We start from the raw sequence: 8,014 nt of genomic DNA on the forward strand, positions 1-8,014 counted from the left end.
CATGTCGGGGTTGCGGCTGAAAAACCATGATCGTTTTCTGTGAAAAATACGAGTACTGGCATTTGAAACAACGGCGCAGAAAATGGTAAAATGCAGTGTGAGCTATATTTGGATGGATTTTACGAGGCAGCATTTTTAGGAGGTTTATGGATGGAAATCACGGTAAAAGTGAACAGGTATGTCGATTCATTAAAAGAAGTTACATATCATCTCGTATCAGTCAATGCAAGAGAAGGTCTTCTCCGCAATGATAATATTGATAAATTGCTTGGTACAAGTTACCGGGACGTCGCGCTTGAGCACGGCGGTTTTATTGAGAACGGAAACGAAGTGTATTTCAAAACCCGTGAGGAAGCGGAAGAGATGCGCGACATACTGCAAGAAATGCTGCGGGCACGGTACAGCCAGGTGCTGGATACCGAATTGGCTGAGAACTATGCCGATTGGGATGTGCTTGAGACAGGTGAAGGCGTCGTTGTTATTGCTAAAGATTTTCTGGATCAGAATGGAAAACCGGTTATGGTCGTGATGAGTGAGGATGTTTATCTACTGGAAATTCCGGGAACAGAAGGAGAATATGTGGATCTGGCCGGATACCATGAAAATGAAGAACAGTACCGGACGGCAGGCGATATGCTCAAGCATAAGATCATGTCGCTGACTGACAAAGAAATTGTACGCGTGGAAGAAGACGCGGATGAAATCTTAGATTGGGACACGCTTGAAGAAATCTCGGAGATTTTCAAACGGTACATGAACACACGCAAACAGTATCTGCGCTACGTAAAATAATAGAAAGCCAAAAATCCCGTCGTACTCAGGCGGGATTTTTGTACATCGATTTCACGCATAACAGGAGGAGGGGTGATGCAATGGAGGTCAGCATCGTATGGGAATATAAAGCGCAGGGTACAAAAAAGCGCACGACATTCACCTCACAGATGATGACAGCGCAAGAAGCGTTACGGCTTGCCAAGGACATCGAGAAGACCGGGCGAGTGGAGACGCTCACTTTCCATGATGAGGACGGAGAACGCTGGACGAAAAAAGAGCTTGAGAAGCTGGTGAAGGAAATTGAAACCGAGCCGCACAACATTGTCGTCTATTTTGACGGCGGATACAATAAGGAATACCGTGTGGCCGGACTTGGCGCCGTCCTTTATTTCGAACAAAACGGCAAGCCGTACCGCATCCGAAAAAACGAGGCAGTCGAGTCTATTGAATCGAACAACGATGCCGAGTATGCGGCGTTCTGGCTTGCGTTGCGTGAGCTTGAGACGCTCGGTGCGCATCATCTGCCGGTTGTGTTCCGGGGTGATTCACAGGTGGTGCTAAGCCAGCTCTCCGGAGAATGGCCGGTGTTTGAAGAACGGGAAAACAGATGGCTGGACCGTATCGAAGCAAAACTTGCAGAGCTGGGCTTGAAGCCGCGTTATGAACCGGTCGGGCGTGCAGAGAATAAGGAGGCGGACACGCTGGCCGGACAGGCTCTTCGGGGCGAGTTCATCTTCAGCCGTAAACAATTATAAAGGCAAATTATAAAGGCAAAAAGCCTCCGGGTATTTTCTTTTTTGTCACAAAAGTATAATATATGAGTATTCGGAAAATAGAAAAAGCCGTGTTTTGACAGCCTTGGAACACAGAAGTGAGGGGTAGAGAGATGAAAGTAGCAAAATTTGGAGGTACATCCCTGGCCAGTGCCGCGCAGATTAAAAAAGTGTGCGATATCGTTCTTGCTGACACAGAACGCAGACTTATCGTCGTATCGGCACCTGGTAAACGCGACAAGAATGACACGAAAGTAACGGATTTACTCATCGCGTTGGCGGAGCGTTATCTCGCGGAAGGCGAAGCCGAAGCGGAACTTGCAGCCGTTGTGGCCCGGTATCGGGATATTGCTTGCGGGCTTGGCCTGTCAGAAGAAATTGTACATGTTATCGAGGCAGACCTGCGCGGGCGGCTTGAGCTTGACCGCAGCAAGCCGGAGATGTTTATGGATGCGCTTAAGGCGAGCGGAGAAGATAACAATGCCAAGGTCGTGGCCCGCTACCTGCAAAGTCAGGGCGTACAAGCAAGCTATGTGAATCCGAAGGATGCGGGTCTGTTTGTAAGCGACGAGCACGGCAACGCCCAGGTGCTGCCGGAATCGTATGAAAATTTAAAGACGCTTCGTGAGCAGGAAGGCATTCTGATCTTCCCCGGTTTCTTCGGCTTTTCACCGTCCGGAGAGATCGTGACGTTCTCGCGCGGCGGCTCTGACATCACAGGCTCCATTCTCGCCGCTGCAGTAAAGGCGGATCTGTATGAGAACTTTACCGATGTTGACTCCGTGTTTTCAGCCAATCCGAACATAGTGGACAATCCGCAGCCGATTCAGGAGCTTACCTACCGTGAAATGCGTGAATTATCGTACGCCGGTTTTTCGGTCTTCCACGATGAAGCCCTGATTCCGGCGTTTCGGGCCGGCATTCCGGTCTGCATCAAGAATACGAACAATCCGTCCGCACCGGGCACCATGATCGTATTTGAGCGGGAAGGCAACGGCAACCCGGTGGTTGGCATCGCGAGCGCAAACGGATTCTGCAGTATTTATGTAAGCAAATATTTAATGAACCGCGAGATTGGTTTCGGCCGCCGCCTGCTGCATATCCTTGAAGATGAGCATCTGTCGTATGAGCACATTCCGTCCGGGATTGACGATATTTCTGTCATTTTAAAAGACGACAAGATTGACGCTGAGATGGAACGACGCATCACCGAACGTATCCGCACTGAGCTGGCGGTGGATGATATCGTGTTCGAGCGTGACATGTCCATGATTATGATCGTAGGCGAAGGCATGCGTCACAATGTCGGAACGACGGCCCGGGCAGCAGGCGCGCTGGCACGGGCGCATGTCAACATTGAGATGATCAACCAGGGCTCATCCGAGGTGAGCATGATGTTCGGCGTCAAAGCGGTCGATGAAGAAAAAGCCGTGCGTGCGATTTACGAAGAGTTTTTTGAGCGAAAGGAAGGCCGTGAAGAAGCGGCGAAAGAGGCGGTCAGCTACCGCTAAGCCGAAAAGATGGGGGATGGATCTGATGTACATGGTGATTTATGACGCGATGACCGATTTCGGATTCCTGTACAGAAAAGTCGAATCGTTCGATACGCTCGACGAAGCGAAAGTATGCGCAGCCGAGAAGAAAAAAGAAGGCGCGCAAAACATCAAAATCGCGCAGGAAGTTATGAGTCTGTGATACGGGCAGTAAAAAAAGCGGGCAAGCGGATGATACGATTAGCCCCGTTTCTTCTATGCGCCAGCCTGCTCACCGGATGCAGCGAGGAGCAAGAAACGCTTGTATACGTTGGTCAATCCGACAATTGGAAGGCGATCCTGATGACCGTGCATACGCAGGGGACAGAGAAAGAAAAGCAAGTTCTGCGCCTCTCCTACAAATCGGCTGATATCGATTCTGTCTATAACATACGGTATCGTCTGACCGGACTTACGGAAGAGGTGAGCGGCCGTGAAAACGACATGAACAACAAAACTGGCATCGTCTATCATACCGACTGCAGCGGGTGCGCGTTGACAGATGAATCGAGCACGTTTACCGTCACGGTGGATTGGAGCCCCAACCGGAAAGAAAGTTTTTCATTACAATTTGTGCGTAAAGAATAAGGAGGCCCCTCCTTCACATATTTTGTTCCCGTATGGACAAAATAACGGTGAAGGAGGGGCTTTTTTTATGATTCAAGTGAAATTGCAGCCTTCCTGCTCCGGCATGATGTATTTTGATGCGGTAAAAGGAGGGCGCGCTTCGTTTACGATGCAGAACGAAACGCTAACCGGCCGGCTTTCCGAGGAAGAATTCACATCTTTTCTTAAGGATAATAATTTAATTCTTTATCGTGATACGCTGAAGAGCTACGAGAACGGCGAGATTGTCGGACATTTCGAGAGTATGGAATAACGGTGCCTGTTGTCTGCTCCAACCTTCTGCCTTGAGCCCCCGGAAAGGGCTCTTTTTGCTCATTGCTAATAAATATTTGTTTTATAACTTTTATACAGTGTAAAAAGATGTGGAAATATCTATTGTAAATCATATATTATGGTCTTATAGAATTATCTATATGCAGAAAACGGGTAAAAAGAACTGTAAAGAGAATAGGCAGAGAGCGAGGGAAGGCGCTGTGACGTCGAGTTATATTGATTTTTTTACCGACCGGCGCGGAAAGGTTACCGCTTGCATGGTCAATACATATATTAATGACGAGAAGCATTATGCGGTGAAGATTGAGTTGGGCAAGGAATATGTTGTACAGCCGGTGAACGTACTGAAGAAAAAACATCGTGATCGACGCTGTATCGTGATCGGATTTATCCAGGATGATACAGGAGTCCCAAGGGATGCACGAGTCAAATTCCTCGATACGAATCGGACGGGCCGGGTCAGCATTCGCGATTTAGTATTGCCTGATTCTGATAGAATGGAAGAAAAACATGAAAAAAACTCCTGACCAGAACATACGGTCAGGAGTTTTTTTCATACAGGATTTCCGCTGTTTCATATTGGTGATAATGTCGAAGAACCTCGTATCTACACGATTTTTTTCTATTTTTACCGGGTTGAAGGAAGGCTGTATTCTTTGTCGAATTATTCCTGTATAAACTAAAGTAAGGAGAGAAGCCAGCCATGTATCCCGACAAGGAAGCTCTGTATCTGTTTCATGAGGGAAACCTCTTTCGCAGCTATCGCCTGTTCGGCGCCCATCTTTGCCGGGAAGAGGGCCAAACCGGCGTCCGGTTTACTGTTTGGGCACCGGAAGCGGCAAAGGTAAGCATTGTCGGCGAGTTTAACGAGTGGCAGGGAGAGGGGCATGAAATGTTCAAAATGCCCGGTACCGGCGGGGTTTGGTCTCTGTTCATTGCAGGGCTTAGTGAAGGAAGTTTGTATAAGTATGAAATTAAAACGGCATCCGGCGGGACCCTATTGAAAGCGGACCCATACGCGTTTCGATCAGAAGTGCGGCCGAATACCGCCTCCGTCGTCCATTCGCCGGATGCATACCGCTGGAGTGACGCGGAGTGGCTTGTCAGGCGCGATACTAGCGATCCGCTTCGCAAACCGATAAACATCTACGAGCTGCATGCCGGAACATGGAAAAAGAAGGATGACGGCTCGTTTTACTCCTACCGCGAGCTGGCAGACGAGGCAATCGATTATGTGAAAGAAATGGGCTATACGCATATAGAGCTGCTCCCGCTTGCCGAGCATCCATTTGATCGCTCCTGGGGGTACCAGGTGACGGGCTATTTCTCGGCTACAAGCCGGTATGGCCCGCCGGAAGATTTCCAGTACTTTGTTGATCGGTGCCATCAGCATGGAATTGGCGTGATATTGGACTGGGTGCCGGGCCATTTCTGCAAAGACGCTCACGGGCTTATGCAATTTGACGGCACGCCGCTATATGAATATGCGGATGTGCACAAAGCCGATACGGGCGAGTGGGGAACGCTGATGTTCGATGTCGGCAAACCGGAAGTGGTGAGCTTTCTTATCTCCAACGCGCTGTTCTGGATGGACAAGTACCACATTGACGGACTGCGGGTAGACGCTGTCGCCAGTATGCTGTATCTCGACTTCGGCAAACCAGAAGGAAGGTGGAGGCCCAACCGATACGGCGGACACGAAAACCTGGAGGCTGTGGAGTTTCTGAAAAAGTTAAATGAGGCGGTATTCGACGCCTATCCGGGTGCTTTGATGATTGCGGAAGAATCGACCGCCTGGCCGCGCGTTAGCGCTCCTACTTACCTGGGCGGACTCGGATTCAATTTTAAGTGGAATATGGGCTGGATGAACGATGTGCTCAAGTATATGGAGATGGATCCTGTGCATCGCAAATGGCATCATGAACTGCTGACGTTTTCTTTTTTCTATACGTTCTCTGAAAATTTCGTCCTTCCGCTCTCCCATGATGAAGTTGTGTACGGCAAAAGAGCGCTGCTTGCGAAAATGCCGGGGGACTACTGGCAGAAGTTTGCCAACCTGCGTGTGCTGTACGGCTATATGATCGCACATCCGGGGAAGAAACTGCTGTTTATGGGAGGCGAGATTGGACAGTTTGACGAATGGAAAGACGAAGCCGAGATTGACTGGCATCTTCTTCAATACGATATGCATCATAAAATACAGGCGTATGTTAAAACACTCAATCATATATATCAAAAGGAGCGCGCGCTGTGGGAATACGATCACGAGCCGCGCGGCTTCGAATGGATTGATCCTCATGATTCCAACCAGAGTATCCTCACGTTTATAAGGCAAGGCGCACAGCCGGACGATTCTCTTCTTGTCGTGTGCAATTTCACCCCTGTTGTGCGTTCCGAATACCGGATCGGTGTGCCCACACCCGGGATGTACCTTGAATATTTCAACAGTGACGACGTGTGTTTCGGGGGTTCCGGTGTGACAAATCCCAAGCTGATAGAAGCAAAACCCATACCATGGCACAACCGCCCCCATAGCATTTCCCTTACCATTCCTCCGTTGGCCTGTGTGTTTCTAAAGCTTCATAACTTCAAAGTGAAAGAAGGGGAAAGATGAAAGCGAAAGAATGCGTAGCTATGCTGCTTGCCGGTGGTGAAGGCCGACGACTCGGTCCGCTTACGACCCGTCTCGCCAAGCCCGCCGTACCATTTGGCGGAAAGTATCGGATTATCGATTTTGCCTTGAGCAACTGCGTAAATTCCGGCATCGATACGGTCGGTGTATTAACCCAGTACCAGCCGCTTGTACTGAATTCATACATCGGTATTGGCCGCGCTTGGGACCTGGATCGCCGGGATGGCGGCGTCACAGTTCTGCCGCCGTTTATGGATCGCCGGGACGGGTCTTGGTATACGGGCACCGCCAACGCCATTCACCAAAATGCGCATTTCATCGAACAATATGACCCGAAGTATGTGCTGGTGATCTCCGGCGATCACATTTGCAAGATGGATTATAGCCGTCTGCTCGCGTATCACAAAGAAAGAAAAGCGGATGCAACGATTGCGGTCATTGAAGTGCCGTGGAGTGAAGCAAGTCGGTTCGGCATTATGAGTACGGATAAGGAGCGGCGCATCATCCATTTTACCGAGAAACCGGCGCGACCCGAAAGCAACCTCGCTTCGATGGGTATCTACATTTTTACATGGGATGCATTAAGACGTCATCTAAACGATGATGCGGCCAACCCGGATTCCAGCCATGACTTCGGCAAGGATGTGATTCCGGCAATGCTTGCGGCAGGTAGGCGGCTCATTGCTTATCCATTTACCAGTTATTGGAAAGATGTAGGCACGATTGAAAGCCTGTGGCAGGCGCATATGGACCTTCTGGCGGAAAATCCTTTGTTTACGATGAACGACCCTGCCTGGAGAATTTACGCGGTGAATTCTCAACAGCCACCGCAGTATATCGCGCCGAACGCTGTCATCAGCCGCTCCATGATCAACGAGGGGTGTACGGTATTTGGCCATGTCGAGCATTCTGTTCTGTTTTATGGGGTGAAAGTTGGGATGGGCAGCGTGATTCGTGATTCGGTTGTAATGCCCCATACGAAGATTGGCCGGAATGTGACGATTGAGAAAGCAATTATCGGTGAAGGAGCCGCCATTGAAGACGGCGTTCGTATCGGAGGAGCAGGACAGAGCATTTCATTGGTCGGTGAGAGAACAATCGTGCATGGATACGAAACACCCAATCGAAAAGCGGCGGGACTATCGTAAGGGAGGCGTAGCGGATGGAAGAAGTCATGGGTCTAGTCAATCTGGCAAATGAAGTTGATGAATTGCAGGCGCTGACGGAAGCGCGCTGCAGCGCATCTGTTCCGTTCGGCGGGCGGTATCGATTCATCGATTTTGCGCTATCGGGCCTGGTCAATTCCGGGATAAAAAGTGTGGCCGTGTTTACCCGGCACAAGTACCGCTCACTGATAGATCATCTGGGCAATGGAGCAGCCTGGGATTTGGATCGGAAGAACG

Annotated in this window: 10 protein-coding genes; all 10 read left to right on the forward strand. The window is 49.8% G+C overall.

The features are described 5' to 3' along the window. The first annotated feature begins 150 nt into the window (after positions 1 to 150). Positions 151 to 792: a hypothetical protein gene (locus B2899_RS09205; RefSeq protein WP_286885243.1), complete on the forward strand. Its 642-nt coding sequence runs from the start codon at positions 151 to 153 to the stop codon at positions 790 to 792. Positions 793 to 872: 80 nt separating this feature from the next. Next, the gene (locus tag B2899_RS09210; RefSeq protein ID WP_286885244.1) at positions 873 to 1,529 is read left to right on the forward strand and encodes a ribonuclease H family protein; all 657 of its coding nucleotides are present in this window, start codon (positions 873 to 875) and stop codon (positions 1,527 to 1,529) included. A 131-nt stretch (positions 1,530 to 1,660) separates the two neighbouring features. Next, positions 1,661 to 3,058, forward strand: a complete 1,398-nt coding sequence (locus B2899_RS09215) for an aspartate kinase (protein WP_146809118.1) — start codon at positions 1,661 to 1,663, stop codon at positions 3,056 to 3,058. A gap of 25 nt (positions 3,059 to 3,083) precedes the next feature. Beyond that, positions 3,084 to 3,242 (forward strand): hypothetical protein, encoded by a 159-nt coding sequence (locus B2899_RS09220; RefSeq protein ID WP_170230168.1) that lies wholly within the window; start codon positions 3,084 to 3,086, stop codon positions 3,240 to 3,242. Further along, positions 3,239 to 3,667: a hypothetical protein gene (locus B2899_RS09225; protein WP_286885248.1), complete on the forward strand. Its 429-nt coding sequence runs from the start codon at positions 3,239 to 3,241 to the stop codon at positions 3,665 to 3,667. The genes B2899_RS09220 and B2899_RS09225 overlap by 4 nt, the downstream gene beginning before the upstream one ends. A 67-nt stretch (positions 3,668 to 3,734) precedes the next feature. After that, positions 3,735 to 3,959, forward strand: a complete 225-nt coding sequence (locus tag B2899_RS09230; RefSeq protein WP_146809116.1) for a hypothetical protein — start codon at positions 3,735 to 3,737, stop codon at positions 3,957 to 3,959. A 220-nt stretch (positions 3,960 to 4,179) separates the two neighbouring features. Beyond that, positions 4,180 to 4,506, forward strand: coding sequence for a hypothetical protein (locus B2899_RS09235; protein WP_146809115.1), 327 nt, complete (start codon positions 4,180 to 4,182; stop codon positions 4,504 to 4,506). 176 nt (positions 4,507 to 4,682) lie between these two features. Beyond that, entirely contained in the window at positions 4,683 to 6,593 is a 1,911-nt protein-coding gene (glgB, locus tag B2899_RS09240; RefSeq protein WP_286885253.1) for a 1,4-alpha-glucan branching protein GlgB, read from the forward strand. Beyond that, on the forward strand, positions 6,590 to 7,759 hold the full coding sequence (locus B2899_RS09245) for a glucose-1-phosphate adenylyltransferase (RefSeq protein ID WP_286885256.1): 1,170 nt from the start codon (positions 6,590 to 6,592) through the stop codon (positions 7,757 to 7,759). Before glgB ends, B2899_RS09245 begins: the two co-directional genes overlap by 4 nt. Positions 7,760 to 7,773: 14 nt before the next feature. Further along, positions 7,774 to 8,014 (forward strand): sugar phosphate nucleotidyltransferase (locus tag B2899_RS09250; RefSeq protein ID WP_286885257.1); only part of this gene is annotated, 241 nt, incomplete at its 3' end.

The sequence above is a fragment of the Aneurinibacillus sp. UBA3580 genome (genome assembly GCF_002375825.1).
In the GTDB taxonomy this organism is placed as follows: Bacteria; Bacillota; Bacilli; order Aneurinibacillales; family Aneurinibacillaceae; genus Aneurinibacillus; species Aneurinibacillus danicus.

What these genes read in the sequence shown, in the direction of transcription:
- B2899_RS09210 (WP_286885244.1), top strand. Translation starts at nt 873, where the DNA reads ATGGAGGTCAGCATCGTATGGGAATATAAAGCGCAGGGTACAAAAAAG.
- B2899_RS09215 (WP_146809118.1), top strand. Translation starts at nt 1,661, where the DNA reads ATGAAAGTAGCAAAATTTGGAGGTACATCCCTGGCCAGTGCCGCGCAG.
- B2899_RS09220 (WP_170230168.1), top strand. Translation starts at nt 3,084, where the DNA reads ATGTACATGGTGATTTATGACGCGATGACCGATTTCGGATTCCTGTAC.
- B2899_RS09245 (WP_286885256.1), top strand. Translation starts at nt 6,590, where the DNA reads ATGAAAGCGAAAGAATGCGTAGCTATGCTGCTTGCCGGTGGTGAAGGC.
- B2899_RS09230 (WP_146809116.1), top strand. Translation starts at nt 3,735, where the DNA reads ATGATTCAAGTGAAATTGCAGCCTTCCTGCTCCGGCATGATGTATTTT.
- glgB (WP_286885253.1), top strand. Translation starts at nt 4,683, where the DNA reads ATGTATCCCGACAAGGAAGCTCTGTATCTGTTTCATGAGGGAAACCTC.
- B2899_RS09205 (WP_286885243.1), top strand. Translation starts at nt 151, where the DNA reads ATGGAAATCACGGTAAAAGTGAACAGGTATGTCGATTCATTAAAAGAA.